This window comes from Acinetobacter sp. 1424608, from assembly GCF_000588255.1.
Taxonomy (GTDB): domain Bacteria; phylum Pseudomonadota; class Gammaproteobacteria; order Pseudomonadales; family Moraxellaceae; genus Acinetobacter; species Acinetobacter nosocomialis.
Window position 1 is genome coordinate 43,449 of sequence record NZ_JFXL01000007.1, and the last position, 26,515, is coordinate 69,963.

Annotated in this window: 26 protein-coding genes and 2 pseudogenes; 14 read left to right on the forward strand and 14 right to left on the reverse strand. The window is 40.0% G+C overall.

Features of this window, described 5'->3' with window-relative positions:
• Positions 1 to 33 precede the first annotated feature (33 nt).
• Positions 34 to 894, forward strand: coding sequence for a glutathione-dependent disulfide-bond oxidoreductase (gene yghU / locus J678_RS12875; protein ID WP_031996644.1), 861 nt, complete (start codon positions 34 to 36; stop codon positions 892 to 894).
• 37 nt (positions 895 to 931) lie between these two features.
• Here yghU and J678_RS12880 read toward each other — a convergent pair whose 3' ends face one another.
• Positions 932 to 1,852, reverse strand: a complete 921-nt coding sequence (locus J678_RS12880; protein ID WP_017392939.1) for a LysR family transcriptional regulator — start codon at positions 1,850 to 1,852, stop codon at positions 932 to 934.
• Positions 1,853 to 1,977: 125 nt separating this feature from the next.
• Between J678_RS12880 and J678_RS12885 the strand changes: the two genes are divergently transcribed.
• The 5 genes from J678_RS12885 to J678_RS12905 all read left to right on the forward strand — a co-directional run bounded on the left by J678_RS12885 (position 1,978) and on the right by J678_RS12905 (position 7,531).
• Positions 1,978 to 2,715 (forward strand): SDR family oxidoreductase, encoded by a 738-nt coding sequence (locus tag J678_RS12885; protein ID WP_017392941.1) that lies wholly within the window; start codon positions 1,978 to 1,980, stop codon positions 2,713 to 2,715.
• A gap of 237 nt (positions 2,716 to 2,952) precedes the next feature.
• Entirely contained in the window at positions 2,953 to 3,462 is a 510-nt protein-coding gene (locus J678_RS12890; RefSeq protein WP_000992245.1) for a rhodanese-like domain-containing protein, read from the forward strand.
• A gap of 18 nt (positions 3,463 to 3,480) precedes the next feature.
• On the forward strand, positions 3,481 to 4,422 hold the full coding sequence (epsC, locus tag J678_RS12895) for a serine O-acetyltransferase EpsC (protein ID WP_079378142.1): 942 nt from the start codon (positions 3,481 to 3,483) through the stop codon (positions 4,420 to 4,422).
• A gap of 240 nt (positions 4,423 to 4,662) precedes the next feature.
• Positions 4,663 to 5,595, forward strand: a complete 933-nt coding sequence (locus J678_RS12900) for a family 2A encapsulin nanocompartment shell protein (protein ID WP_001107594.1) — start codon at positions 4,663 to 4,665, stop codon at positions 5,593 to 5,595.
• The gene (locus J678_RS12905) at positions 5,570 to 7,531 is read left to right on the forward strand and encodes a family 2A encapsulin nanocompartment cargo protein cysteine desulfurase (protein ID WP_017392943.1); all 1,962 of its coding nucleotides are present in this window, start codon (positions 5,570 to 5,572) and stop codon (positions 7,529 to 7,531) included. The genes J678_RS12900 and J678_RS12905 overlap by 26 nt, the downstream gene beginning before the upstream one ends.
• Before the next feature lie 263 nt (positions 7,532 to 7,794).
• Here the strand turns inward: J678_RS12905 and J678_RS23840 are convergent.
• Positions 7,795 to 7,915, reverse strand: a pseudogene (locus J678_RS23840) (hypothetical protein).
• Positions 7,916 to 8,003: 88 nt separating this feature from the next.
• Positions 8,004 to 8,642, reverse strand: coding sequence for a LysE family translocator (locus tag J678_RS12910; protein ID WP_017392944.1), 639 nt, complete (start codon positions 8,640 to 8,642; stop codon positions 8,004 to 8,006).
• Positions 8,643 to 8,733: 91 nt separating this feature from the next.
• Between J678_RS12910 and J678_RS12915 the strand changes: the two genes are divergently transcribed.
• Together J678_RS12915 and J678_RS23070 are read left to right on the forward strand one after the other, a co-directional pair.
• Positions 8,734 to 9,669 carry a LysR family transcriptional regulator gene (locus J678_RS12915; RefSeq protein WP_002049444.1) on the forward strand — a complete coding sequence of 312 codons (936 nt, stop codon included), beginning with the start codon at positions 8,734 to 8,736 and terminating at the stop codon, positions 9,667 to 9,669.
• A 76-nt stretch (positions 9,670 to 9,745) separates the two neighbouring features.
• Positions 9,746 to 9,866: pseudogene (locus J678_RS23070) on the forward strand (hypothetical protein).
• 49 nt (positions 9,867 to 9,915) lie between these two features.
• Here the strand turns inward: J678_RS23070 and J678_RS12920 are convergent.
• From J678_RS12920 to J678_RS12940, 5 genes are all read right to left on the reverse strand, one after another.
• A complete protein-coding gene (locus tag J678_RS12920; protein WP_017392945.1) occupies positions 9,916 to 10,782 on the reverse strand; it encodes a cysteine ABC transporter substrate-binding protein in 867 nt (288 codons plus the stop codon).
• A gap of 83 nt (positions 10,783 to 10,865) precedes the next feature.
• Positions 10,866 to 11,726, reverse strand: a complete 861-nt coding sequence (locus J678_RS12925) for a transporter substrate-binding domain-containing protein (RefSeq protein WP_017392946.1) — start codon at positions 11,724 to 11,726, stop codon at positions 10,866 to 10,868.
• Positions 11,727 to 11,756: 30 nt separating this feature from the next.
• Entirely contained in the window at positions 11,757 to 12,488 is a 732-nt protein-coding gene (locus J678_RS12930) for an amino acid ABC transporter ATP-binding protein (protein ID WP_001130362.1), read from the reverse strand.
• 2 nt (positions 12,489 to 12,490) lie between these two features.
• Positions 12,491 to 13,156 (reverse strand): amino acid ABC transporter permease, encoded by a 666-nt coding sequence (locus tag J678_RS12935; protein ID WP_000418067.1) that lies wholly within the window; start codon positions 13,154 to 13,156, stop codon positions 12,491 to 12,493.
• Positions 13,146 to 13,805 (reverse strand): amino acid ABC transporter permease, encoded by a 660-nt coding sequence (locus J678_RS12940; RefSeq protein ID WP_001104469.1) that lies wholly within the window; start codon positions 13,803 to 13,805, stop codon positions 13,146 to 13,148. Before J678_RS12940 ends, J678_RS12935 begins: the two co-directional genes overlap by 11 nt.
• 64 nt (positions 13,806 to 13,869) lie before the next feature.
• Between J678_RS12940 and J678_RS23075 the strand changes: the two genes are divergently transcribed.
• A complete protein-coding gene (locus J678_RS23075; protein ID WP_079378143.1) occupies positions 13,870 to 13,974 on the forward strand; it encodes a hypothetical protein in 105 nt (34 codons plus the stop codon).
• A 116-nt stretch (positions 13,975 to 14,090) separates the two neighbouring features.
• On the opposite strand, the gene J678_RS12945 is transcribed toward J678_RS23075, so the two are convergent.
• From J678_RS12945 to J678_RS12955, 3 genes are all read right to left on the reverse strand, one after another.
• A complete protein-coding gene (locus J678_RS12945; RefSeq protein ID WP_017392947.1) occupies positions 14,091 to 14,375 on the reverse strand; it encodes a GNAT family N-acetyltransferase in 285 nt (94 codons plus the stop codon).
• Positions 14,376 to 14,518: 143 nt separating this feature from the next.
• Positions 14,519 to 15,478 carry a response regulator transcription factor gene (locus J678_RS12950; RefSeq protein WP_017392948.1) on the reverse strand — a complete coding sequence of 320 codons (960 nt, stop codon included), beginning with the start codon at positions 15,476 to 15,478 and terminating at the stop codon, positions 14,519 to 14,521.
• Positions 15,475 to 18,939, reverse strand: coding sequence for an ATP-binding protein (locus J678_RS12955; RefSeq protein WP_025466114.1), 3,465 nt, complete (start codon positions 18,937 to 18,939; stop codon positions 15,475 to 15,477). The genes J678_RS12950 and J678_RS12955 overlap by 4 nt, the downstream gene beginning before the upstream one ends.
• Positions 18,940 to 19,134: 195 nt before the next feature.
• Between J678_RS12955 and J678_RS12960 the strand changes: the two genes are divergently transcribed.
• Positions 19,135 to 20,751, forward strand: a complete 1,617-nt coding sequence (locus tag J678_RS12960; RefSeq protein WP_004709366.1) for a purine-cytosine permease family protein — start codon at positions 19,135 to 19,137, stop codon at positions 20,749 to 20,751.
• Positions 20,752 to 20,807: 56 nt separating this feature from the next.
• Here J678_RS12960 and J678_RS12965 read toward each other — a convergent pair whose 3' ends face one another.
• The gene (locus J678_RS12965) at positions 20,808 to 21,263 is read right to left on the reverse strand and encodes an Lrp/AsnC family transcriptional regulator (protein WP_017392950.1); all 456 of its coding nucleotides are present in this window, start codon (positions 21,261 to 21,263) and stop codon (positions 20,808 to 20,810) included.
• Positions 21,264 to 21,419: 156 nt separating this feature from the next.
• Here J678_RS12965 and J678_RS12970 point away from each other — a divergent pair, with 156 nt between their 5' ends.
• Positions 21,420 to 22,031 carry a LysE family translocator gene (locus J678_RS12970; protein WP_017392951.1) on the forward strand — a complete coding sequence of 204 codons (612 nt, stop codon included), beginning with the start codon at positions 21,420 to 21,422 and terminating at the stop codon, positions 22,029 to 22,031.
• A 72-nt stretch (positions 22,032 to 22,103) separates the two neighbouring features.
• Here the strand turns inward: J678_RS12970 and J678_RS12975 are convergent, their stop codons facing one another.
• On the reverse strand, positions 22,104 to 22,715 hold the full coding sequence (locus J678_RS12975) for a LexA family protein (RefSeq protein ID WP_002048408.1): 612 nt from the start codon (positions 22,713 to 22,715) through the stop codon (positions 22,104 to 22,106).
• Positions 22,716 to 22,997: 282 nt separating this feature from the next.
• Here J678_RS12975 and J678_RS12980 point away from each other — a divergent pair, with 282 nt between their 5' ends.
• Positions 22,998 to 23,234, forward strand: a complete 237-nt coding sequence (locus J678_RS12980) for a hypothetical protein (protein ID WP_004709372.1) — start codon at positions 22,998 to 23,000, stop codon at positions 23,232 to 23,234.
• Positions 23,235 to 23,296: 62 nt separating this feature from the next.
• On the opposite strand, the gene J678_RS23940 is transcribed toward J678_RS12980, so the two are convergent.
• Positions 23,297 to 24,595 (reverse strand): KGG domain-containing protein, encoded by a 1,299-nt coding sequence (locus J678_RS23940; RefSeq protein WP_032027342.1) that lies wholly within the window; start codon positions 24,593 to 24,595, stop codon positions 23,297 to 23,299.
• Positions 24,596 to 25,080: 485 nt separating this feature from the next.
• On the opposite strand from J678_RS23940, the gene J678_RS12990 reads away from it, so the two are divergent.
• A complete protein-coding gene (locus tag J678_RS12990; RefSeq protein WP_017392953.1) occupies positions 25,081 to 25,482 on the forward strand; it encodes a DUF6367 family protein in 402 nt (133 codons plus the stop codon).
• Positions 25,483 to 25,623: 141 nt separating this feature from the next.
• Positions 25,624 to 26,502: an SDR family oxidoreductase gene (locus J678_RS12995; protein ID WP_017392954.1), complete on the forward strand. Its 879-nt coding sequence runs from the start codon at positions 25,624 to 25,626 to the stop codon at positions 26,500 to 26,502.
• Positions 26,503 to 26,515: the final 13 nt, after the last annotated feature.

The following is a 26,515-nucleotide window of genomic DNA, read 5'->3' on the forward strand; positions in this document are numbered from 1 at the left end:
CCCTTATATTTACACCAAACATGAGATAAAAAAATGAGTGATTCAAACTATATTCCTCCACAAGTTTGGCAATGGACTGGAGAAAAAACCGATTTAAACCAACCTACCTCAGGTGCTCGTTACGAACATATACTTCCAGTAGGAAAACATCCGCTCCAGCTCTACTCTTTAGCAACGCCTAATGGTCAAAAAGTCACTATTTTGCTTGAAGAGCTTTTAGCGTTAGGACATAAAGATGCTGAATATGATGCTTGGCTGATTAAAATCGGAGAAGGACAGCAATTTGGCAGTGGCTTTGTAGACATTAATCCAAACTCTAAAATTCCGGCATTGGTTGACCATAGCCAAACCCCGCCATTAAGAGTGTTTGAGTCTGGCTCAATTTTGCTTTACTTGGCTGAAAAGTTTAAAGCGTTTATTCCGACTGATATTGCTGCACGTACTGAATGCCTCAATTGGTTATTCTGGCAAATGGGCAGTGCACCTTACTTAGGTGGCGGTTTTGGGCATTTTTATGCTTATGCCCCAGTTAAAATTGAATATGCGATTAACCGCTTTGCCATGGAAACAAAGCGTTTACTTGATGTGTTGGATCAGCATCTGGCAAAAAACGAATATTTAGCTGGTTCTGAATATTCGATTGCTGATATTGCGGCATTCCCTTGGTATGGTGGTCTTGTTAAAAACTGGGTGTATAACGGCGCGGAGTTTTTAGGTGTCGATCAATATAAAAATGTTCAACGTTGGGCAGATGCGATTTTAGCGCGCCCTGCGGTTCAACGCGGGCGTATGGTCAATCGTACTTTTGGTGATTTAGCTACTCAATTGCATGAACGCCATGATGCGAGTGATTTTGAGACTAAGACTCAAGATAAATTGCAGAACCAGTCTTAAAAATATCATTCAGTTTTTGACTTACCCGCAAGATATTTCATTTTTGCGGGTATTCAAAGTTGGCAAAATAACTCGTATATAACTCATTCAGCCAAGCGACAAAAACGCGTACGCGTGGCAAGAGCTGCCGATGCTGCGGATATAGTGCAGAAACTGACATCTTCGGGATTTCCCACTCAGATAAAACCTGAACCAGTCGCCCATTTTTTAATTCATTTGCCACATGGTAGCGCGGTACTTGAATTAAGCCAGCCCCTTGTAAGGCAGATAATACATAGTTTTCAGCATCATTTACCGCGATCCAGCTTTTCAAAAAATAATCTTGTTTTTTGCCATTCACTATCAATTCAAATGGATAATTCCGCCCGCCTGATGTCGAAAAGAAATTGACACAATAATGTGATAACAAATCCTCTGGTTGCTGTGGTGTTCCATATTTATTTAAATAATCAGGACTTGCACAAATGACTTGTGGCATATCGACCAAATGTCTAGCAATTAAAGTGGAATCATCCAAACGCCTCGCTCTCACCACACAGTCTATCCCCTCCCTAATCAGATCAACCAAGCGATCACCCGTACTGATTACCAGTTCAATGTCGGGGTACAACTCGTGAAATTGATTGATATTGGGTAAAACAATTTTAGTTGCATGTGCACCGGATAAATCGACACGTAATAAACCACGGGGCTGAGCAATTACATTGCGTAAAGATGATTCGGCATCATCGAGTTCCGATAATATTTGTGTGCAGCGTTCATAAAATGCCTGTCCATCTAGTGATGGTCTTACATGCCGAGTCGTCCGCTCTAATAAACGGCACTGTAAGTTATTTTCTAACTCTTTAATGGTATTACTTGCTGTAGCGCGTGGGATATTCAGTTGATCGGCTGCCTGACTAAAGCTTCCTAGCTCTACAATACGGGTAAAAAGTTGTAAGGTATCAAATTTATCCATGGAGCTCGCTTTTAACCCTATCTATTATTAATGCATATGGAATTATCTTATCCAATTCCAACGATTTATCCCATATTTCTATATTATTAAAATAAGCCATACTTACTCAAACAGGCAATCTAAAAATGAATATTTCAAAAAAGACAGCTCTGATTACTGGCGCATCACGTGGTATTGGCCGTGCTATTGCAGAACGTTTAGCTCAAGATGGCTTTTATGTGATTGTTAACTATGCAGGCAATAAGGTGCATGCCCAAGCCACTGTAGATCATATTATTGAGCAAGGTGGTCAAGCTTCTGCTATTCAAGCAGACGTTGCAAATGAACATGAAGTGAGTCGTTTATTTCAAGAAGCTAAAGCGATTAACGGTCAATTAGATGTTGTGGTTCATAGCGCAGGCATTATGCATATGGCAAAAATTACACCTGAAAACCTGCCAGATTTCGATACAGTGATTCATACCAATTTACGTGGCGCATTTTTAATATTGGCGCATGCGGCCGAAACGGTGCCAGATGGTGGTCGGATTATTGCGCTTTCAACCAGTGTAATTGCCAAATCTTTTCCAGCATATGGTCCTTATATTGCTTCAAAAGCAGGTGTTGAAGGTTTAGTACATGTGTTAGCAAATGAGTTACGTGGCCGCAATATCACTGTAAATGCAGTTGCGCCCGGCCCGACAGGTACTGACCTTTTTTATAATGGAAAAACTGAAGAGCAAGTGGCGGCTATTGCAAAACTTGCTCCATTGGAACGAATCGGAACACCTGACGAAATTGCCAGTGTAGTTGCCATGCTAACTGGTCCAGATGGACGTTGGGTAAATTCTCAAGTCATTCGAGTAAATGGTGGATTTGCTTAATTTTAAAAACTGTGCGGATTATTTTAATCTGCACGGTTTTTACTAAATAATAAAATTTATTAAATCTATTTTACTTTAATAACTTTATAAGATTAACTAATACTGTTTTATATAAAATATTCACCGCTCTTATTTATCAAAATAATATATATAAATAGATATTCCTTATTTTTGCTTATATTTAAAACCGCGTAAATTGATCCTTAACAATCTGAATCAAAGATAAGGATATATTCAATGAACGCTAAATTAAATACTGAAACTCCACAAAGTTTTATCTCAAATGGTTCAAATACATCCTTTTCGGCCGAAGATATTCTTGCTAAAGCACAGCAATATGCACAAGAACACGAACTAAATTTTAGTGGCAGTTTATCACCTGTTGACGCATGGCAACTCGTACAACAAGGAGAAGCTGTTTTAGTTGATGTGCGTACCAATGAAGAACGTAAATTTGTGGGTTATGTCCCTGAAAGTGTTCATGTTGCTTGGGCAACAGGCACATCGTTTAACCGTAATCCACGCTTTTTAAAAGAACTCGAATCAAAAGTTGGCAAAGACAAAACCATTCTTTTGTTATGTCGTAGCGGCAACCGTTCAGCACAAGCTGCCGAGGCCGCATTTAATGCAGGTTTTGAGCACATTTATAACGTTCTTGAAGGCTTCGAAGGTGATCTAAATGATCAGCAACAGCGTAATCAGAAAAATGGCTGGCGCATCCACCAACTTCCTTGGCAACAAGACTAATACTCTAATCAATTTTCAGTGAAACAAGGAAAGCTTGTGACTCAATGGAACATTAATGTGGTTGTACAAGGTTTACAACAAGCAAGGCATGACTGGCGTCAGCAACAGCACAGAACAAAAGAATTTGGGGGCCGCGAACTTCCATCTAAAGAAGCTTTAAAGGCCATTTTAGATGACCTGTGCGGCATTTTATTTCCAATGCGTTTAGGCCCTGCTGACTTACTCCAAGAAACTGAAGATTCTTATATTGCCTATACTTTAAATCGGGTACTCACAGCCTTACATGCGCAAGTACAACTGGCTTTGAATTATGAGGCAAAACGTCATTTGGGCCATTCAAGCACAGTCCAGCAACCACAAGAACTTGCCCAAACTATTGTTCAGGATTTTGCCAACACTTTGCCCTCTATACGACGCCTTTTAGATGGTGATGTACGGGCGGCTTATGAAGGTGATCCAGCAGCACATAGTGTAGATGAGGTACTACTCTGCTATCCGGGCATATTTGCGATTATTTATCACCGAATTGCGCATCAGCTCTATGCTCAAGTGCCTTTATTGTCACGCATTATTTCGGAGTTAGCTCACTCTGCAACAGGTATTGATATTCATCCGGGTGCACAAATCGGTAAAGGCTTTTTCATTGATCATGGTACGGGTGTGGTGATTGGCGAGACTTGTGTGATTGGGGAACGCGTTCGTATTTATCAAGCCGTGACCCTTGGAGCAAAACGCTTTGAAACCAATGATGATGGTGGTTTGAAAAAAGATTATATACGCCATCCGATTGTTGAAGATGATGTCGTGATTTATGCAGGCGCGACTATTTTAGGCCGTATTACGATTGGTCGAGGGTCCATTATTGGGGGAAATGTCTGGCTTACGCATAGTGTTGCAGCAGGTAGCCAGATTTTACAGTCACCGAATGAGTCGTATCAAAAAAATCATATTGCCGGTTAAAAACTATAGATGTGAAATAAATAGATAAGGAGATAAATAAACAAAGAACGTGCAGATTAATAAAATGCTTATTTCTAGTTTAAATATATTTTTATTTAGAAAATAGATAACTCATTAATAAGCTCAGTATTTAAAAAATTTATAACGCGATTTTAATTTTAAAACCAGAACTAATTCTAGTTTATATGCATCCTAGAATTTTTATTTTCAAAAAGCCAATGCAATAAGGAAAAATGATTCATGGCGAAAAATACAGACAAAGCCCAACTTGCACTTGGGGACCATGCGGCCCGTCAACTGGCCAATGCAACCAAGACAGCTCCCCAGCTTTCTACAATTACTCCCCGCTGGCTGACTCACTTACTTCAATGGATTCCTGTTGAAGCAGGTATTTATCGCCTAAACCGTGTCAATAATACCGATGATATTCAGGTGGCTTGCACACAACGTGATGAAGCAACTTTACCTCAAACTTTTGTTGATTATGATCCAGAACCACGTGAATACTTTTTAAATGGTGTATCTACTGTTTTAGATGTACATACACGCGTTGCTGACCTTTACAGCAGCCCACACGACCAAATTAAAGAACAGCTCCGTCTAACCATTGAAACCATTAAAGAACGTCAAGAAAGTGAGCTGATCAATAACCCTGAATACGGTTTATTGGCTAGTGTGACAGATGACCAACGTATTTCGACCTTAAATGGCCCACCTACCCCCGATGATCTTGATGACTTATTACGTAAAGTCTGGAAAGAACCGGGATTTTTCCTAGCACACCCGGATGCGATTGCAGCATTTGGCCGTGAATGTACACGCCGTGGTGTACCGCCTCCAACGGTTAGTCTGTTTGGTTCGCAGTTCATTACATGGCGCGGAATTCCACTTATTCCATCAAATAAAATTCCTGTAGAAGATGGTAAAACTAAAATCTTGCTGCTTCGTGTTGGTGAAAAGCGTCAAGGGATTGTTGGTTTGTTCCAACCGGGTCTTGCGGGTGAACAGTCACCGGGGCTTTCAGTACGCTTTATGGGAATTAACCGTAACGCAATTGCGTCATATCTAATCTCGTTATATTGCTCACTTGCAGTATTAACAGATGATGCGTTAGCAGTGTTAGATGATGTGGAGGTGGACAAATATCATGACTACCCAGTTAACTACAAATAATCTGCAAGGTAGTCCAACAGGGCCTGAAGTGACTGGTGTTAACCCACCAGCCAACTTCCCCGATGAGTCCACCATTACTCGACTTGCTAATGAGTTTTTTTCAGCATTACCAAGCTCAAGCAATTCAGCTTCTCCATCGGGCCTTAACTTGGACTTACCTGTCGGAGCGCCACCACACCCACCGCAACCGGGTGAACCATTTTCTGCACTCAGTGGCCGTGCACCCAATATCGCTTTTCAGAAAAGTCTCAATCCGGAATATCCTGAGCATATTCCAAATTTGCCAGACTACCCTGAACGTCGAATAGTAGCTTCCGCGCCTGTGATTGGTGGAGCTAATTTGCCACGTCCACCATTTGAACCACATTTGCCACAAGCTGCTCATAGTGAACCAAATGTGCCGCGCATTGAACCCAGCTTACCCACTGGTGCAGGTGAATCACCTTATTATTTTTTAAATGATTTTTATGCCCCCAATGCAGCAGAACCATCTGTTAAAGGTGTTGAAGATAATTATTCAGTTGCGCAGTCTTTTCAATTGCCACATGGTGATCAGCTCAAGTCCTTACTGACGGAAGATCGTTTTGCAACGAACACGCCTACCCAAAGTTCGGCAAGCTCTGCATTTTACTTTTTAGACTTGCCTCAAAGTGGACAAAGTTATAGTCACTATCAACCATCGCAACCCACTTTTGTAGCAAGTAGTGCTCAACCACTCGATGTGCATGCCATACGTCGCGATTTTCCAATTTTACAGGAACGCGTCAATGGTCGACCTTTGGTCTGGTTTGATAACGCCGCAACTACACAAAAACCGCAGCGCGTGATTGACCGGATTGCTTATTTTTATCAGCATGAAAACTCAAATATTCACCGTGCTGCACATGAGTTAGCAGCCCGTGCAACCGATGCCTATGAACATGCAAGAAATGTAGTTGCCCGATTTATTGGTGCACCCTCTTCCAAAGAAATTATCTTTGTTCGAGGAACAACCGAAGGCATTAACCTGATTGCAAAAACATGGGTTGAGCAAAATATTGGCGAAGGTGATGAAATTATCGTTTCTCACTTAGAACACCATGCCAATATTGTGCCTTGGTATCAACTCACTAAAAAAACTGGAGCGAAATTAAGAGTCATTCCTGTGGATGACACGGGCCAGATTATTTTAGAAGAGTTGCCAAAACTGATTAATGAGCGCACTAAACTACTGTCGATTACTCAGGTTTCGAATGCTTTAGGCACAGTCACACCTGTTGCTGAAGTCATTAAAATTGCACATGCCAAAGGTGTACGCGTTTTAGTTGATGGTGCTCAATCTGTTTCGCACATCCCTACCGATGTACAAGCCCTTGATGCAGACTTTTTTGTGTTTTCTGGACATAAAGTGTTTGGGCCAACAGGTATTGGCGCGGTCTATGCCAAACCAGAGCTGCTAGAAAGCATGCCTGTCTGGGAAGGCGGCGGTAACATGATTCAGGATGTTACCTTCGAACAAGTAGTTTACCAACCTGCACCAAACAAGTTTGAAGCTGGAACTGGAAACATTGCCGATGCTGTTGGTTTAGGTGCTGCACTTGAATATGTCGAAAGTCTAGGCATTCATAACATTGCTCGCTATGAACATGATCTACTCGAATATGGTCAAAATGCGCTGAGCAGTGTGTCAGGTTTACGCTTGATCGGAACCGCACATCACAAAGCCAGTGTAATGTCCTTTACCTTACAAGGCTATTCAACCGAACAAGTCGGTAAAGCTTTAAATCAACATGGTATTGCCGTACGTTCTGGCCATCACTGTGCACAGCCCATTTTACGTCGTTTTGGTGTAGAACAGACCGTGCGTCCATCTTTGGCTTTTTATAACACGACTGAAGAAATTGATTTATTGGTGTCGGTTTTACATCAACTGACGCGTAATAGGCGTAGCAATTAAATCTATTTTTAGACTAGAAAAGACTGCTTTTGAGCGGTCTTTTTTATGGATTATTTATTAAAACTACTTTAGCTATAAAGTCATATATAGATGTAATAAGTCAAAGTAGTTATCACTGCGGAGTCTTATTATTTTAAATGCGATTTCTGAATTAGCCTTCGGCTCGAGTTAAAAGTCATTAATAATCTAAAAAATTTAAAGTGCTTATCACGGCAGAGTCTTATTATTTTAAATTTGATTTCTGGATTAGCCTTCGGCTTGAGCTAAAAGTCATCTACAGCCTGCCCATAATTTATAAAGATAATGTTTTGGCAACATTTCCTGATAGATGAAAACAGTGAACAGGTTCTGTAGATGACAAAGTTTTTTGGTTACTTTTTCCAAAAAAAGTAACAGAATTAGCTACTTTATTATGACCTATACACGGTAAGACTCCGTCGCGCTAACCCATCCACTTATAAATAAAACCAACTTAATTAAACACCCCCCAAATCAATCTCAACGCAATCCCAATCAACAACACTCCCATCATCCGCTCAAAATAAACCCCGAACTCCAAAAACCGTTTACGTACGATAGGCTGTGCAAACAGTACACTCACCACCATAAACCAAATAGCGTTAACCATACACATCCATATCCCATAAAAAACCTGAACTTTCATCGGTGTGGTCGTACTTACAATCGTCGTAAAAATTGCCAGAAAAAAGATAGTGGCTTTGGGGTTTAACGCATTAGTAAGAAAACCCATTGTAAAAGCTTTAAATAAGCTCGGCGCATCACTATCTGCTTGGCCATTAATCTCAATATTGGTATTCGGCTGGCTACGTAAGCACTGCCATCCTAAATACACTAAGTAAGCCGCCCCCGCTGTTCTGATCAGAGACATGAGCCATTCACTTTGCTGAATCAAGAAGCCAATACCAACAAGTGTATAAAACACATGTACTGAAATCCCGACACCAATACCAATTGCAGTTAGACATCCAATCAAATAACCATAACGTACGCTTTGCCTTACCGTAATCACAAAATCTGGTCCCGGTAAAATCACCGCCATAAAGTGAATAAGAGCTAGCGTTAAAAACTCATGTCCATACAACTGCCACATAACAATTTAGTTTCCTGAAAATCACTTAAACGATTGTATTGATATTTTTTAGACGCGATAATCCAATAAAAATCCAAATAACTTTTGCCTCATGAGCACAAATCAAAGTCTGGTTCTGTTAAATGAAATGGCGACTTTCGTTAAGGTTGTCGAGTCGGAAAGTTTTTCTGAAACTGCAAGACAGCTTGGTACAACACCTTCTGCTGTGAGCCGCGCCATTGCCCGTTTAGAACGTGCTTTAGGCACTCGTTTACTCTATCGAACTACACGGAAACTTCGTTTAAGTGAAAGTGGACAACAGGTCTATCAACGCTGTCTAGACATGGTGAATGCAGCACAAGCAGTCATGGAAAGTTCTGGACAATTTCATGTCGAGCCAGAAGGTGTTATTCGTATGAGTGTTCCGAAAGCTGTGGGACATTTTATGATTCACCCACATTTACCCGAATTTTTAGAACGCTACCCAAAAATTGATATACAAATGCTTTTAGAAGATCGTTATGTAGATCTCATTGATGATGGAGTTGATTTAGCGCTTCGAATTACAGAGCAGCCACCGGGTGGACTAATGGGCCGAAAACTCATTGATATTGATCATTTGGTTTGTGCTACGCCTGAATATTTGGCCAAGCATGGTACACCGAAGCATCCTCATGATTTAAAGCAGCATGAATGTATTTACTTGGGTGAGCAAGCCAGTGACTCAAAATGGAAATTTCAACAGGGAAATAAATCGATAAGTGTGGCTGTGCGTGGTCGTTATGCAGCAAACCATACCGGTGTGCGTTTGAGTGCTGCATTACAGCATTTAGGTATTGCGAGCTTGCCATACTTCGTTGCACGCCATGCACTACAACAAGGTAGCTTAGTTCAGGTTTTGCCCGACTGGGATTTTAAAACCTATTATAGCGGTGGGCTGTGGTTACTGTACCCACCGACACGGCATGTTCCGCCTAAGTTGAGTGTGTTGATTCAATATTTGGCAGATAAATTAGCAGCAGAGCCGACTTTATTTAAGTTAAAGTAATATAAATTCAATGAATTAGCACGATAAAATTCTATCTTTGAATCTCTAAAGCGATCAGCTCATTCTGTTACTTTTTTTGAAAAAAGTAACCAAAAAACTTTCTCATCTACAGAACCTGACCACTGTTTATATCTATAAAAAAATATTGCAAAAACATTATCTTTATAGATTATAGGCAGGCTGTAGATGAATCCTAGCTCAAGCAAATCCTATCTAAATCCTAGTCATTAGGGGCTATGAATAAAACTACTCAACCAATAGATCTTTTGGATTAATCGTATCGCCATAGACTGGTTTTAACGTTTTTTCATAAGCCTGATGAATCACGCCTTTTTTCGCCAATTTCTCTAAATCTTGGTTTAACCAGTCCAATAACTCTTTGTCACCCTTTTTCACTGCTGGTGCAATCAAGTCCTGCTCACCTAAATTGGTAATGCCAACAGTGTAATTTGGATTTTCTTTAGCCCAAGCTAAAACCAGCAAGTTATCATGTGCAAGCGCAGCACCACGACCATCTTTTAAAGCATCAAAAGTTTCAGTGTTTTTCTCATATTTTTGTAGTTTAATTTCAGGGTGAGTCTTGGTGAAGAATGAATCAGCCGTTGTACCTTTGTTCACCAACAAAGTTTTATCTTTAAGTTGAGCAACATCAGTGATTGGATGACTTTTAGGAGAAACGACACCCAAAGCGACTTTCAAATAAGGTTTAGCAAAATCGACCACTTCCTTACGTTCTGGTGTAACGGTAAAGTTTGCAAAAATAATATCTACTTTATTGGCTTTTAAGTATTCGACACGGTTAGCCGCTTCAGTTAAAACAAACTCAACTTTGTTTTCATCACCTAGCAGATCTTTAGCAACATGCTTAGCAATTTCTACATCAAAGCCCTGATTTTTACCTTCGGCATCTAAATATCCAAACGGCGGTTTATCACTAAATACACCAATTCGTACCACACCATTCTTTTTAATCTGTTCAATACTCGACACAGTTTGTGTAGTATCTGCCGTTTTTTCAGTAGACTGAGTTCCTTTGTCACATGCAACTAAACCTAAACTCAGTAAAGAGGCAGCTAAAATATGCTTCACGTTTTGAAATGTTAATGTTGTCATTATTTCACCCTATCGTTTTTGTAAAAGTCTTATTTAAAAATAGCAGCGCCTACTTTTAGGTACTGCTCTAGCGATATCGAAAATTATTGGCCTACATCTAAAAACACATTTGGATTGACCGAGTCACCGTAAATTGGCTTCAAGGTTTCATCATAAATTTTCTTAATTTCACCGCTTGTTCTTAGCTGCTTAATTTCAGTATTGAGCCAATTCAATAATTGGGTATTGCCCTTTTTAACTGCTGGTGCAATAAACTCTTGATCACCAATAGACTGAATACCTGCAACATAACTTGGATTCTTCGCGGCCCACGCCAAAGCATATGTACTATCTTGTGAAATTGCGTCACCACGACCGTCGGTTAAAGCTTTGAAGGCATCCGAATTTCTTTCAAACTTGAGTAAATTTACTTTCGGATAATGCTTGGTAAAGTAAGTATCTGAACTTGTGCCTTTATTTACAATTAAGGTCTTACCTTCTAACTGGGTAATGTCGGTAATCGGCTTAGCTTTAGGTGAGACAATGCCAAAAGCACCTTTTAAATAAGGCTCGGCAAAATCGACAACTTGCTTACGTTCTGGCGTTACTGTAAATGTCGCAAATACCACATCGGCACGATTTGATTTTAAAAACTCCACCCGATTTGAAGCTTCAGTCACAATAAACTCAACTTTCTTTTCATCACCGAGCAAATCTTTAGTCACCCGTTTTGCTAAAGCCACATCAAAGCCCTGATTATTACCTGCACTATCTACATAACCAAACGGCGGATCATCGGCAAAAACGGCAACGCGTAGAACCCCATTTTTTTTGACTTGCTCTAAAGAATGGTCTTCTTGAGCATTACTTACCTGTTCAGTTGATGGCGTTTTACTACATGCAGTTAATAACACCCCAGCAACAGCAAGACTGCTTAATATTTTTATTGAATTACGTTTAAACATTCATTTCCTCATGATTCAAATAATAAAAATTTAGTACGACAAAATATTTAAAAAGGCTTTCGCTCGTTCTGTCTTCGGCTGTTCAAAAAATTCTTCTGGTGAAGCCTGTTCAATAATCTTGCCCTTATCCATAAAAATAATGCGGTCAGCAACCTTACGTGCAAAGGACATCTCATGTGTCACAATCAACATGGTCATTCCTTCATTCGCTAACTTGAGTACTACATCGAGCACTTCCCTCACCATTTCTGGGTCAAGCGCAGCGGTAATTTCATCAAGTAAAATCACTTGAGGTTGCATGACCAGTGAACGGACAATGGCTATACGCTGTTTTTGTCCACCAGAAAGTTGTCGTGGATAATCAAGTTTTCGCTCATATAGCCCGACTCGCTTTAGCAATTCATCTGCGACTTGTTCAGCTTCATCACGGTGGCGTTTTTGTACTTTGAGTGGTCCAAGCAAAATATTGTCAATGACGTTCATATGCCCAAATAGCTCATAGTTTTGAAAAACCATGCCAATTTTTTGACGAGCATTAGTCCAGTCCACATCTTTACCGAGCACGCCTGAACCAGTTAAACGAATCTCACCACCCTGAATCGGTTCTAAGCCATTAATACAGCGCAATAAAGTACTTTTACCGCAGCCCGATGGACCTAAAATAACAACCACCTCTCCTTGTTCTACATCCAGATCAATGCCCTGTAAAATATGACTTTGTGCAAATGATTTCTGTAATTGTTGTATCGATAACAAAGGCATAATTACTCCCAGACCTTTTCCAAATGTGCCGCCAAACGAGATAAGGGGTAGCAAATCAGAAAATACAAAATAAAAATAAAGCCATAAATCCAAAGAGAAGCACTCGGCACGGTTAACAGCGAATTTTCAATAATTTGCTGGCCAACTTTAATGACCTCAACCACACCAATCAGGACTGCCAAAGAGCTGGTTTTCACCATTCGGGTAAATAAATTAATCGCGCCTGGTGTTACTCGTTTTAGACTTTGCGGGAAAATGACATAGACCAAAGCTTGAACATGGGTAAGTCCAAGCGCATAAGCCGAATCGCGTTGATGCTGGTCAATTGAAGTAATGGCTGCACGAACTAAATCGCCCATTTCAGCCGTACCCCATAAAACAAACACAACAACGCACACCCACATTGCAGAAAATTGCCAGTTAAACCATGTCGCAAAGCCGAAATAAAACACAAACAGCAAAACTAAAATTGGAATGATTCGAATGGCTTCTAGATACAGGCGGCACAGCGCTTTAACGACTATGTTTTTAGAAGTCATAATGACGCCGAAAACTGTGCCGAAAATTGCAGAGAAAAACACCGAAATAAAAGCAATTTTTGCAGTTGCCCAAAGTCCCCACATTAAACGTTCGAGGTGACTTGCTTGAAATAGATAATCAAGTTCCATGGCTCACCTTCCGACTTCTGTGCTCCAGATAACTGGTTAAAATAGACACGGGCAATAAAATAATCAGATAAGCCATGATGAGTAAAAACAGAGCTTCCGTAGTTTTATAGTCCATGCCAATTAAGTCTTTGGTCACAAAAAGCAGTTCAACGACAGCAATAGCACTCACCACAGAACTTTCTTTAATTAGAAATAGGCAATTTGCCCCTATTGCCGGAATTGAAATAGCCAGTGCTTGAGGGAAAATGACATATCTAAAAATTTGAATCGGTTGTAGACCAATACTTTTTGCTGAGTCAATTTGCCCTTTAGCAACAGACTGCAAACCTGCTCGAAAAGCTTCAGCCATATAGCTTCCGCCTAAAAAGGTCAGTCCGATTACACCGCAAGTAAAACCATCGATTTTGATGCCCAGTTTTGGCAAACCGTAATACAAAAAGAACAGTTGAATTAATAAAGGGGTATTTCGAGATAACTCAATATAGAACTGGGCAATTCTATTTAGTACCCGCACGCGATATGTGATTAAAATGCTGCAAATCAGCCCTACAATAATCGCCAAAATAATGCTGATAATTGAAATTTTCAGCGTGGTCAAAGTTGCAGAGAAAAATTGCGGCAACACACTATGGATATACTGCCAGTTCAAGGAAAATTCCAACAAATAATATTAAAACGTTATAAATATTTAGCTTTCGTCAGCCATTAAATATTTGTGTAACGAGTTTATTTTTTTCCCAATTGGTCTAAAACTATTTTTATTAGATAAGCTTTTCTATAAGTTTGATAAATTCGATTTGGCAATCGAAAAGTGTTAAATCAGTTGAAAACAACCGCTTAAAACATATTCACTAAAACAAAGATGAATAATAAAGCCAATAAAAAAATCGGACACCAACGCCCGATTTTTATTAAATGATTTTCAATTTATTGCTTATTTTCTAAGTACATCACCAATACTTGGGTCTTTATCAAAAACTGATTTTGCATATGGGCAAAGTGGAATTACTTTTACGTCTTTTTCACGAACAAAAGCTACCAAAGCGTCCAGTAATTGGCGTCCTACCCCTTGTCCGCGATAATTTTCATTCACATCTGTCGAATCAATAATCAGCATGCTTTCGCCTGCCCATGTATAAGTCATTTCACCTGCAACGGTTTCACCATCAAGTAAGCTAAAGCTGCCGTGTTTTGTATCATCTTTTTGTTGAATATTCACAATGAATTCCTCGTATTACGACTCATATTTATTTAGAAATGACTTTGTATAATCTTTATCTATAAGAACAAATTTAACTGTAAAAAAATAGCCTGTTTTTAGCAGCGAGTCTGTATGCTTTTTAAATACAATCTTCAATTTACTTAATGAAACTCTTGTACCAAGCTATTAATGTGGGCAACAGCAGCAGTTCGGTTTTCAACGCAAAGTTTTTCAAAAACATGCTCTAAATGTTTGTTCACCGTCCGTGGGCTAAGCTCCAAAATTTCTGCAATATCCTTATTGGTTTTCCCCAACAACAACCAGTGCATGACTTCTGCCTCACGTTGAGTCAACTGTGGGCAATATTTCAAAATATCAGCCATTTCCAAAGCTGGTGTAGAAGTTTTTATCTGGATAAGATAATTTTTAGCCACACTTGGCTCGGTCTCCCACGGCGTGAGCAATAAAAGCTGTAATTGCTGAGATGGTGTTGAATAAGAACAGCTGGTTAATTTTTTGGGGTCTTTTTCTTGCTCTAAGTCTGAAAACCAAGCTTTTAAACCTGCCTCAAAACCCTCTAATTCAGGTAAATATTGATTCAGTAAATCGCTGGCTTTTTGAGTTTTCCACACAATTTTACCGTGAACATCTAGCGCGAGAATGGCTGTTTCAGTTGCATCAATCACCTGTTTTTGTTGTTGCAATAATTTGGCATGTGCCAAATGTGTTTTTACCCTTGCTAATACTTCTTCAATATTTAAGGGCTTGGTTACATAGTCCACTCCACCGACCTGAAAACCACGCACGATATGTTCTGTCTCAGACAAACCTGTCATAAAAATGACGGGAATAAACTGCGTAATTGGGCTCGCTTTAAGCTGTATACAACTTTCAAAACCATCCATATGTGGCATATTGCCATCGAGTAAAATCATATCCGGTAAGCATCGGTGTGCAATTTCAATAGCACTTAATCCATCCGTTGTAACAAGCACTCGATAACCTGCCTGATCCAGACTTTCATGTAACAAGCCCAAATTTTCCGGCACATCATCCACAATCAGGATAACAGCCTGCTCGTTTGGCGAAGCTTGCTGAAAAGAAACATGTTGCGTACTCATTGCTTATCCTGAATCAATCGTTGCGCGTGTTTTAAATCAAACTTTTGAATAGCCTGTTCAAGCTGTTCCCATAACTCGTTATGATCTGGAAAATTTTGACGGCATTGCGTTAAAGTCTGTTGAATTCCACGAATATAACCCTGCCCAATCAAATCATTTAACTGTTGCAAGCTTTGTGGTAAATCAAACAGATCATTATTTTCTGGTTGTTGGATTGGCGTATGAACAACAGCTTGCTCCTGCTTAAACACCTTTACATCAAGTGCTTGAACTTCATTATTTTCAAGGAATGTCTCTGATTTAGAATCAATCCACACCAAGCCTAACTTGTCTCCAATTTTACTGAGCAACAAATTCAGATCGATTGGTTTTAGCATAAAGTCTTCACTTAAGACCGCATCTTGTGGATTGACTTCACGCTCACCTGCATTGGCTGAAATAATTAAGATCGGCACATTGGTAATATTATTCTGACGTAATAACCGCGCTGTTTCCCAGCCACCCATCAAAGGCATATTTAAATCCATCAAAATCAGATTAGGCTGAAAAATAGGTACACGTCTTAAACAGTCAATGCCCGACTCGGCTTCTTCAATTATAAATCCCAATGGTTTTAGAAAATTAGCGACTAAACCTCGGTCCACCGCTTCATTATCGACAACCAAAATTCGTTTTCGCTCGCCTTGATAACCCGTAATCTGGTTGGAGTAAACATTAGAAATTGGATGAACTACTTCTTTTGAAGGTAAATAAAACTTAATCTTAAATTGTGAGCCCTGATTGAGCTGACTAGTCACAGATAGCTGTCCGCCGAGTAAATCGACCAATAATTTTACAATTGGTAGTCCAAGCCCTGTTCCGGTAAATCCGCCTTGTACTACATTACTGCCCCGTTCAAACGGGTTAAAAATTCGTTCTAAATCTGCCTCTGCAATACCACAGCCCGTATCTCTAATTTCAAAATACGCCGTTTGAAAACGGTACTCGACTTTTAAAGTAATTGTACCGCTCGTTGTAAACTTTAAAGCATTGCCCAGCAAATTGATGAGCACTTGCTCTAAGCGTTTTTTGTCGGTACGCACATAATGCGGTAGGTTCTGTCCAATTTCATAAACAAACTGTAAATTCTTCTGTTCAAACTGCGGCTGGAACATTTGAATAATCTGTTCAATAAAATTGGGGAAATGAACGTCTACTGCATTTAAAGAAATTTTACCTGTTTCAATTCGTGCTAAATCGAGTAAACCGTCAATGAGTGAAGTCAAATGCTGTCCACTACGGCTAATTACTCCGAGCGCCATTTTGCCTTGTTCTGAAAGTTGCTCTTGTTTTTGAAGTAATTGGCTATAGCCCAAAATACTATTTAGAGGTGTCCGTAGTTCGTGACTAATACCAATGACATAACGGCTTTTTGCATCATTTGCCCGTTCTGCAGCTATTCTGGCATCTTGTAAGTCTTTTGAAGTGACTTCATGGGCAGCAATTTCGTCAATCAATAATGCTGTTTGTTGATGTGTCTCAATTTCAGCATTACGACGGCTTTCATCGTTTAAAACTAACCACCACGCAGCAACGCTCATCAATAAAAATAAAATCGTGTAAATTTTGACAAATAGCGTAAATAACTGCGGAACGGCTGCAGCATTAATGGTTTCCAAATAGGTTTTTTCTTGGATATAAACCAGACTTAAACTCACTGCCAGAACAATAGACAACCCCAGAGTCAGTAATAAATACAAACTGACCCTGCTATTTAAACGGCTAGCCCAACGTTCTGGTAAATAGTGCCAAATGGCTTTTTTGAGTTGTACTGACCAACGTGCATCGGGTTTACATAAATCGTGACAGCGTGCTTCAAGTGAACAGCATAGAGAGCAAATCGTACCGTTATAAGCTGGGCAGCCCGCCATATCGGCAAGTTCATAGTCCCGTTCACATACCACGCAGTTAGCAACCGAAGTTGCCTGAATTTTTTCAGGTTGGCGTGCAATGTAATATTTGCCTTTGGTTAAGTAAGCAATAACAGGCACACATAACACCGCACTTCCTAGAGCAACAAAACTCGCCAAACCTTTCGCCATGAGTCCAAAAAAGCCCAAATAACTCAGCATCGATAGCACTGAAGCAATCAGTAAAGCACCCACACCTACGGGGTTAATGTCGTATAAATAAGCACGGCGAAATTCAATTCCTTTCGGGCTTAAGCCTAAAGGCTTACAGATAATTAAATCGGCGACAACGGCACCAATCCATGCCAAAGCGATATTGCTATATAGTCCCAAAATGCGTTCAACCGCATGGCTAATGCCCATTTCCATCAAAACAATGGCAATAAACACGTTAAAAAGAAGCCAGACAATTCGTCCCGGATGGCTATGAGTTAAACGGGCAAAAAAGTTAGACCATGCCAATGAACCAGCGTAGGCATTGGTCATATTAATTTTAATTTGCGCCAAGCAAACCAGTGCTAGAGTCAATATTAACGCTAGCTGAGGATTTGGAATAAATTGTTGATAGGCAACCCAATACAGATAAGTCGGATTGTCTAGTTCAGATACAGGAATAAATAGCTGAAAAGCCAACACCATCAGCAGCATGCCCATCAAGACTTTTAGAAATCCAAAAATAATCCAAGATGGGCCACCTAAAAAAACGGCAAAACGCCATGCGGTTCTGTTCTTTTCTTTTTGCGGTAAGAAACGTAAATAGTCGGCTTGCTCACCAATTTGGATCACAAATGAAAAAATAAGAGTGCACGCCGCACCAAAGTAATACAGGTTAAAATCGGTCGAGTTTGAAACTGCCCCAACAAAATGCAGACTACTACTTAAAATTTGTGGTTGTTTCCAAAGTACAAAAAACCACGGTAATAACAGCAATAAGAGCCAGATTGGTTGTGTGATCGCCTGAACTTTATTAATAAAACCAATGCCTTTGACCACTAAAGGCAAAATGACTAATGCAGAAATTAAGTAACCAATAACTTGCGGAATGCCTAAGGCAAGCTCAAGTGCCATCGCCATAATGGCGGCTTCAAACGCAAGCAGAATAAAGGTAAAGCTGGCATAAATCAGAGACGTAATGGTCGAGCCAATATAGCCAAAACCCGCACCACGAGTAAGCAAATCGACGTCTACATTATATTTTGCGGCGTAATAACTAATCGGCCAACTGGTCAAAAATATGATGGTACATACGACAACTGCTGCCCATAACGCATTGCTAAAGCCATATTGCCAAAGCATGGTCGCCCCAATGGCTTCCATCGCCAAAAAGCTGACTGTCGAAATTGCGGTATTGGTCACCGTCCAAGGTGACCATTTACGTACTGAGGTGGGTGCGTAGCGGAGCGCATAATCTTCGATACTTTCATCTGCTACCCAAATATTATATTCACGGCGTGTTTTGATCACACGTTGTGGCGCTTGTTGGGGGCGTGAAGAATCTGGCATAACACTCATGTTTGGCATGTGGCTGCATTAAACCCAGCAATCCTTATGCCAAAAGTCATTTATCATGGCGATTTTTTCTAATACGCACATATACGCAAAATAACGTATTTTCAATTTTTCCCAAAAATCACACACTCAAAACCATCAAAAAACAATGATCAATATTTGTGTTGATTGACCGAAAATAATTGGGAGATTGATGTTATGAGTGTATCTGAACATCCAAATCTGGACACTGTGCAAGGTACAGATTCACAAAAAGCAGTGAATGAAACCTTAGAAGATTATACTTTACGTTATGCTCCACACAGCTTTCGGCGCTGGAGTCCCAAAGTTGTCGCTATTACTGCACTTGGTGGTATTGCCTATCTTGCTGACTTTTCTATTGGTGCCAGTATTGGTATGTCTTATGGAACAACCAATGCTGTTTTCTCCATTTTATTTGCAGCGATTATTATCTTCTTAACTGGCATTCCTTTAGCCTACTACGCAGCGCGCTATAACATCGACCTTGACTTGATTACCCGCGGTGCAGGTTTCGGTTATATTGGCTCGGTTCTTACCAGTATCATTTTCGCCAGTTTCACATTTATTTTCTTTGCCCTTGAAGGTTCAATCATGGCGCAAGGGTTATTACTCGGTTTAGGCATTCCGCTATGGGCAGGTTACCTCATCTCAACCATTATGGTCATTCCACTGGTCATTTACGGTATGAAAGCTTTAAGTAAATTACAAGTCTGGACTACCCCACTTTGGCTCGTTCTAATGATTGGTCCTGTAGCCTATCTGATTTACCAAGAACCTACCTTAGTTAGCCAGTTTGCAACGTTTACAGGTCATGAAGGTTTTGCACCTGTAGATATGGCAGCGATTATGCTTGGTGCGGGTATATGTTTATCTTTAATCATGCAAATTGGTGAGCAAATTGACTACCTACGCTTCATGCCTGCAAAAACAAAAGAAAACAGCAAGGCATGGTGGGCTGCGGTTATTTCAGCAGGTCCGGGTTGGGTAATTTTAGGGGCAATCAAACAAATTATTGGGGCATTTTTAGGATTCTATTTACTCACTAAAATACCGGGCGTAAACAGCACAGAACCTGTTCAACAGTTTAATGCAGCGTTTCATGACATGCTTCCGGGCTGGGCTGCTTTAACACTTGCGGTTATTTTAGTGGTTATTTCTCAAATTAAAATTAATGTGACCAATGCTTACTCTGGTTCCCTTGCATGGACAAGTGCCTACACTCGTATTAGCAAACATTATCCGGGGCGTATTGTCTTTGTGATCGTAAACTTGGCAATTGCGCTTGCCTTAATGGAAGGCAACATGTTTGCGGTATTGGGTAAAATCTTAGGGTTCTATTCAAACTTCGCGATTGCTTGGGTGGTGGTGGTTGCAACAGATATTTCAATCAACAAATATGTTTTAAAACTTTCACCAAAAGAACCGGAATACCGCCGTGACATGCTCTACAACGTAAACCCTGTTGGTATGGTTGCGTTCCTTGTATCAGCAGGCTTATCAATTGCAGCATTCTTCGGCTTACTGGGTAGTTTCCTAGCGCCTTACTCTCCAATTATTGCGCTTGTACTTGCCTTTGTATTAACACCAATCATGGGCCTACTAACCAAAGGAAAATACTACATCAAGTCACACGATGACGGCGTTAAAGAACCACGTTACGATGCTGAAGGTACACCAGTAGCAACTGTTTATCACTGCCGTGTATGTGAGCAAGGCTATGAGCGTCCAGATATTATGTTCTCTCACAAACATAACGGTACGATTTGTTCTTTGTGTAAAACACTCGATGCTTAACCCCCTTTACCAATAAAAAAAGAAGCTTTAAAGCTTCTTTTTTTACATCTGATGATTTAGCCAATCGGAAATAAACGCTCAGGCACCACATCTTTCATCACAATAGTTGAGATGAGCCGTTGCACACTTGGAATAGCAGATAATTTTTCATCGTACAAACGCTGAAAAGCCGGTAAATCTTTAGCGACAACATGTAGCAAATAGTCAGGTTCACCAAACAAACGCTGCGCCTGAATAATTTGCGGAATCTCCATAACGGCATTTTCAAACTTCTCGACTGCCTGTTTATCGCCTTCTTTAAGCGTAATAAAAACAATCGCTGAAAACTCAAAACCGACTAAATTCGGGTCGAGCTCTGCCCGATAGCCTTTGATAGCTCCCGACTCTTCTAAAGCCTTCACTCGTCTGTGACAAGGTGAAATGCTCAAACCAACTTTTTCTGCCAACTCAGTGATAGATAATCGGCCATTTAATTGCAATTCAGCAAGAATCTTTTTATCTGTGCGATCCATTTAGAAAAATTTACCCCAAATGCATGTGATATGAGCAAACATTTAAAAGCACATTCTAAATACATGAGCATATTATTTTCAACAAGCTCGCATAAATAGGGATTTTTTCTAAACCACGAGCGAAACCTTCGAAAAATAGTTTGCCGAGATAAGCATATGGCTTTTAACATTTTTATTGCATTTTGGAGTGTCTCTATTCTTTTTATTATTACGCCAGGGGCAGACTGGGCCTACGCCATTTCCGCAGGTATTAAGGGTAAAGTCGTCGTCCCCGCTGTTGCAGGTATGCTATTTGGGCACTTTATTACGATTTTATTGGTAGCGGCTGGGGTTGGCCTACTGGTAGCAAATAACCCAACTGCTCTGATGATCCTTACTGTTGCGGGTTCTGCTTATTTATTATGGATGGGAATAAATTTATTACTCACCCCTCCTACTCCGAACGAGTCTGGTTCTGAAAAGACTCAGTCATGGTTGAGATGGGCTACCAAAGGCGTTTATGTGAGTGGATTAAACCCGAAAGTTTTTTTACTCTTTTTAGCTCTGCTTCCTCAGTTTATTGATACTACTGCTTCATGGTCAGTGACAACGCAAATTCTTGCCTTTGGTGTTGTCCATATGATTAGCTGCGCCATTATTTACTTAATGGTGGGTTATGGTTCAGAAGCCATTTTGAAAACCAGACCGCAGGCAGCACAGTTAGTCGGCCGTTTTTCAGGTGGTTTGATGGTCGTTATCGCTACCTGTCTATTGATTGGGCAAATTTAAAAAGTCATTCAACGAAAAGTTACTGGCCTCTATTTCAGGTCAGTAACATGAATAATAAAATATAAGAAAAATTTATCTCATACGTTTGAGGTTATACGTCACAACGCCCCAGATGACCAACTCCTGTCCATCTTCAATATAAATATTTTGATAATCAGGATTTTCTGCTTTTAGCCAGACTTTAGGTGGATGAAATTGAGTATCAATCATTAATCGCTTAACAGTGAAATCATTGTCGATAAGTGCAATCACTATATCGCCCGATTTAGCTGGAATACTACGGTCCACAATAAGCGGATCATCAATATCGATTCCGGCATCTAACATGGACAACGAATTGGCTTTGACAATAAAGGTGGCATTTTCATTTCTAATTAAGTACTCATTTAAGTCGAGTGCTTGTTCAATATCATCTTGTGCTGGCGATGGAAAACCCGCAGCCACACGTTCTGTCGCCAAAGGGATATGGTAAATTTTATCGTTGTTCGGATGCACCTGCTGTATTTTTAGTTTTGAGGTGAAATCTGTCTGGTTATCGGTTTTGACATTATTCAGTAACCAATTTTTGATAAAATTGACTTGAGATTCTGGAACACGAATCACTTTGGTGGGTTCATTGAACTGTGCTTTACGGCCAGCGTTTTCTCGTGCACCGCCATGCTCGAATTCTTTCTTCTTTGGCATATCGCCTCCATTTCACCGTTCAAATCCTACACAAACAATGTAACTTGAAAAAGTTACATTTTCAAGTTGACGAAATATTTTTTTTGCATAACAATAAATTTCATGATCAGATTTTAATCCATTTTGCTTTTAACAGGGATGTTAAAACGGAAATGGTAATTTGAAGAGAATCAAAACCTATTGTGAAATAGTCCTTATTACTGACTGTTTTGATTTTTATCAATGAAATTCTGAACACTTAAATATGAGTTAGATTCAGTTTTTGGTATGGAGACATGCGAAATGAAAAATCAACGTGATGCAGTTTTAGGTTATGCGAATGAACAACATGCCTACTATATCCGTCTTATTGAAAATGATGCGGTATTAGGCGAAAGCTATGGAATTTTCTGTGAAAATCCGGAAAGTGAAGCAGCCGAAAGTATTATGACGACATTATTTTTAAAGAAATCTTTTTGGATAAACGGCTCAGAATTTACAGATATTGTAAAAGGCCTACACCCTCTTACTCATTCATAAGTTTAAAAATAATAAAAAATAAAGGAGGCATAATGCCTCCTTTATTCTCAAAAACTGGTTGCTTAAGACGTAAAGCGCCCATAAGCATCGCGTTTTTGATTACGAGAGTTTTGTCCACGGCCATCTGAACGACCACGGCGATCATCGTCGTCATCGTCATCATAACGGCTACGGCCACGACCTCGGCCACCTGAACGGCCACGATCATCGTCTTCATCGTCGTCATCACGGCTGCGACCACGACCTCGGCCACTTGAACGGCCACGATCATCATCTTCGTCGTCGTCATAACGGCTGCGACCACGACCTCGGCCACCTGAACGGCCACGATCATCATCTTCATCATCATCGTCACGACGGCTGCGACCACGACCTCGGCCACCTGAACGGCCACGATCATCGTCTTCATCGTCGTCATCATAACGGCTGCGACCACGACCTCGGCCACCTGAACGGCCACGATCATCGTCTTCATCGTCGTCATCATAACGGCTGCGACCACGACCTCGGCCACCTGAACGGCCACGATCATCGTCTTCATCGTCGTCATCATAACGGCTGCGACCACGACCTCGGCCACCTGAACGGCCACGATCATCGTCTTCATCGTCGTCATCATAACGGCTGCGACCACGACCTCGGCCACCTGAACGGCCACGATCATCGTCTTCATCGTCGTCATCATAACGGCTGCGACCACGACCTCGGCCACCTGAACGGCCACGATCATCGTCTTCATCGTCGTCATCATAACGGCTGCGACCACGACCTCGGCCACCTGAACGGCCACGATCATCGTCTTCATCGTCGTCATCATAACGGCTGCGACCACGACCTCGGCCACTTGAACGACCGCGATCGTCATCTTCATCGTCGTCATCATAACGGCTACGACCTCGGCCTCGGCCACCTGAGCGACCGCGATCATCATCTTCGTCATCGTCATCACGACTGCGACCACGGCCTCGGCCACTCGAACGACCACCGCGATCATCATCTTCGTCGTCATCGTAACGACTGCGGCTACGGCCTCGGCCACCTGAACGACCGCGATCATCATCTTCGTCATCGTCATAACGGCTGCGACCACGACCATTGCGATCATCATTCTTATGACTTAAAGCACCAGCTTCACGAGCCTCTTCCGAGGTAAATTCATGTGCATTACCACTAGCGTGTGCAGCTCGACCAGCTTCACGAGCTTCTTCTGAAGTAAATTCATGTGCATTACCACTTGCATGCGCAGCACGCCCACCTTTACTGGCTATTTCTCTTACTCTTTCAGGATCCATACTTGCAAATCCACGATTTGAAGTACCTGAACTATTGTTATCGTGATCTTCATATCTAGTATTAGCCATAGTTATATCTTCCTATATTTAAATTATAGTAGCTACCGCTTTTGTTGAACGGATAAATTTAAGATAAGAGATTTAAAATATTTTTATACCTATGCTATGTTTCAACCTTTTTAAATGTATATAAATTAAAATACGCAAAAAACTCTAAGATGATTATTTAAATAAAGATTTTATCAATTAAAATATTTATAAAATATTCTATAGTTTTACTTTTTAAATACTGGCCATACTTATTATTACTCAATCCTACATAATAATATATTTTTACAAATGCCTTTAAAAGATCAATGTGAATAACATAAACTTTCACAATGTACAAATCAATAATAAACAAAAACATCTTAACAATTGAAGAAACAAATAAAAAATACAATTAAAATTATTTAAAAACAATAACATAATCAATTACTTTTTCAGAAAAAATTTACTTGAGTGAGCAAAATCAAGATTTAAAATTAAAATATAATATTTATGAGAGATGAATCATGCAATTACCTCAAACTCAGTCATCGCTACAATACATTCATATTTCTGTACCTGAAATTTTACTTAGCAATATACAAATTAAAAATATTTGGCAAGATTATAACCAAGAATGGAGCTATAGATTAGATCCACCTCATGCAAGCCATCCTTTCCAAAGAGATTTACATATTATTAAATCAAAAAACATTGAGAAAGAAGATATAAAAGAACCATTTGATAATTTAGTAGCTAAAAATAAACCAGAATTAAAATCTATAGTAGAAGCAGAAACCGTAATAAAAGAAATTTTATATTTATCGGATTATATATCTATAGAAAATTGGTTAGAGGATACAGGTAATCGATCAATTATTGAAAGTATGATTGATAAAAACAAGGTTAAATTATTGGATATTATTTAATAAAAATTTAGGTGTTATATTTTTTTACATCCTTATATATAAAATAACAAAGACAACTTTTTAAAAAAGACTATTTACTTATATTCACGTGCAGATTAATCACTATAAAGGGACTGAAATTTAAATAGAGGTAGTCTAGACATGGAAAATACAACAAATGAGTATCCATCAGCAGTTCCAGCACAAGTTCAACCTCATCAGCCAGGCGATCAGGAGAAGATGCATCCTGAACCAGAAATCATTAAAGCATCTCATAAAGGTAGTGAGAAACTAAAAGGTAAAGTTGCTGTGATTAGTGGTGGTGATAGTGGTATAGGCCGTTCCGTTGCCGTATTGTTTGCCCGTGAAGGCGCCGATATTGCGGTACTGTATCTTGAAGAGGATCAAGATGCTGAAATCACCAAACAACTTGTTGAAAAGGAAGGACAGCACTGTCTTCTATTAAAAGGTGATATTTCCGATGCAGACCTTGCAAAACAAAATATTGATAAGGTTTTACAGCATTTTGGAAAAATTAATATTTTAGTAAATAATGCTGGAGTTCAATATCAGCAAAAAGAAATTGAAAGTATTAGTAATGAACAATTAGAAAAAACATTTAAAACAAATATTTTTGCCATGTTTTATTTAACCAAAGAAGCGATTCCTTATATGGAAGAAGGTGATAGTATTATAAACACCACCAGCATTACCAGTTATCAAGGTCATGATGAGCTCATCGATTATGCGAGTACTAAAGGTGCGATTACCTCTTTTACTCGTAGCTTGTCGAACAACTTAATGAAACAGAAAAAAGGTATTCGCGTAAATGGTGTGGCACCAGGGCCAATTTGGACTCCTCTCATTCCAAGCAGTTTCGATGCAGAAACGGTTGAGAAATTTGGTAGAGATACCCCAATGGGTCGCATGGGTCAGCCAAGTGAAGTCGCCCCTGCTTACCTTTTTCTTGCTTCAGATGATGCAAGTTATATTACGGGTCAGGTAATTCATGTAAATGGCGGTCAAATTGTTAATGGCTAAGCGCTAACGTCAT

Excerpts from the sequence above, each read along its gene's own strand:
- yghU (WP_031996644.1), top strand. The coding sequence starts at position 34 with ATGAGTGATTCAAACTATATTCCTCCACAAGTTTGGCAATGGACTGGA.
- J678_RS12880 (WP_017392939.1), bottom strand. The coding sequence starts at position 1,852 with ATGGATAAATTTGATACCTTACAACTTTTTACCCGTATTGTAGAGCTA.
- J678_RS12885 (WP_017392941.1), top strand. The coding sequence starts at position 1,978 with ATGAATATTTCAAAAAAGACAGCTCTGATTACTGGCGCATCACGTGGT.
- J678_RS12890 (WP_000992245.1), top strand. The coding sequence starts at position 2,953 with ATGAACGCTAAATTAAATACTGAAACTCCACAAAGTTTTATCTCAAAT.
- J678_RS12900 (WP_001107594.1), top strand. The coding sequence starts at position 4,663 with ATGGCGAAAAATACAGACAAAGCCCAACTTGCACTTGGGGACCATGCG.
- J678_RS12905 (WP_017392943.1), top strand. The coding sequence starts at position 5,570 with ATGACTACCCAGTTAACTACAAATAATCTGCAAGGTAGTCCAACAGGG.
- J678_RS12910 (WP_017392944.1), bottom strand. The coding sequence starts at position 8,642 with ATGTGGCAGTTGTATGGACATGAGTTTTTAACGCTAGCTCTTATTCAC.
- J678_RS12915 (WP_002049444.1), top strand. The coding sequence starts at position 8,734 with ATGAGCACAAATCAAAGTCTGGTTCTGTTAAATGAAATGGCGACTTTC.
- J678_RS12920 (WP_017392945.1), bottom strand. The coding sequence starts at position 10,782 with ATGACAACATTAACATTTCAAAACGTGAAGCATATTTTAGCTGCCTCT.
- J678_RS12925 (WP_017392946.1), bottom strand. The coding sequence starts at position 11,726 with ATGTTTAAACGTAATTCAATAAAAATATTAAGCAGTCTTGCTGTTGCT.
- J678_RS12930 (WP_001130362.1), bottom strand. The coding sequence starts at position 12,488 with ATGCCTTTGTTATCGATACAACAATTACAGAAATCATTTGCACAAAGT.
- J678_RS12935 (WP_000418067.1), bottom strand. The coding sequence starts at position 13,156 with ATGGAACTTGATTATCTATTTCAAGCAAGTCACCTCGAACGTTTAATG.
- J678_RS12950 (WP_017392948.1), bottom strand. The coding sequence starts at position 15,478 with ATGAGTACGCAACATGTTTCTTTTCAGCAAGCTTCGCCAAACGAGCAG.
- J678_RS12955 (WP_025466114.1), bottom strand. The coding sequence starts at position 18,939 with ATGAGTGTTATGCCAGATTCTTCACGCCCCCAACAAGCGCCACAACGT.
- J678_RS12960 (WP_004709366.1), top strand. The coding sequence starts at position 19,135 with ATGAGTGTATCTGAACATCCAAATCTGGACACTGTGCAAGGTACAGAT.
- J678_RS12965 (WP_017392950.1), bottom strand. The coding sequence starts at position 21,263 with ATGGATCGCACAGATAAAAAGATTCTTGCTGAATTGCAATTAAATGGC.
- J678_RS12970 (WP_017392951.1), top strand. The coding sequence starts at position 21,420 with ATGGCTTTTAACATTTTTATTGCATTTTGGAGTGTCTCTATTCTTTTT.
- J678_RS12975 (WP_002048408.1), bottom strand. The coding sequence starts at position 22,715 with ATGCCAAAGAAGAAAGAATTCGAGCATGGCGGTGCACGAGAAAACGCT.
- J678_RS12980 (WP_004709372.1), top strand. The coding sequence starts at position 22,998 with ATGAAAAATCAACGTGATGCAGTTTTAGGTTATGCGAATGAACAACAT.
- J678_RS23940 (WP_032027342.1), bottom strand. The coding sequence starts at position 24,595 with ATGGCTAATACTAGATATGAAGATCACGATAACAATAGTTCAGGTACT.
- J678_RS12990 (WP_017392953.1), top strand. The coding sequence starts at position 25,081 with ATGCAATTACCTCAAACTCAGTCATCGCTACAATACATTCATATTTCT.
- J678_RS12995 (WP_017392954.1), top strand. The coding sequence starts at position 25,624 with ATGGAAAATACAACAAATGAGTATCCATCAGCAGTTCCAGCACAAGTT.